The organism is Treponema sp. R80B11-R83G3, from assembly GCF_054786115.1.
Genome location: NZ_BDHF01000498.1, coordinates 1 through 448, shown reverse-complemented (window position 1 = coordinate 448; position 448 = coordinate 1). Strand labels below are relative to the sequence as shown.

General features: G+C 39.1%; 1 protein-coding gene and 1 pseudogene. Both read left to right on the top strand.

The window, feature by feature from the left end; genetic code table 11:
- Positions 1–267 (top strand): annotated as a pseudogene (locus ACYVRH_RS14655) (hypothetical protein); the annotation flags it as partial.
- A 1-nt stretch (position 268) separates the two neighbouring features.
- Positions 269–448 (top strand): hypothetical protein (locus ACYVRH_RS14650; protein ID WP_461257597.1); only part of this gene is annotated, 180 nt, incomplete at its 3' end.

Sequence of the window (448 nt, the reverse complement as noted above, 5' to 3'; positions counted from 1 at the left end):
ACTTCCTTAGTGATTAAAAAAACAAGCGGTATGCCGGAGGGTTTTAAGGAAATGAACAGCCAGCGTTACATTGCCGGTCTTATTATTTTTTCTTTATTGTTAGCTGAAACGTTTTTTATTTCAGCGAAATTTGACAGAAACTGCGACTCGCTTTATACAAGTTTTGGCATGGGATTTTTAATCATTATCGGCGGTTTCATTGTAGGCATTGAGGGAAATAAAATTGCAACAAAAGAAAATATTGAAACCGAAAAGGAAGGGGATTAATGTGCGAAAAAAAATTATTATTTTTCTTTTTATTTTTATTTCCGGCATTGCTATTTGCGGAATTGCCTCCGCCGTTTTCTACCGGGGCCGATACAACGATTTACGGAACACAATCGAATCCGCAAACGCCGGAGCCGGTGGGGGAAGCCGTGGGCAGTTTTTCTACAAAGAACGGAATAAT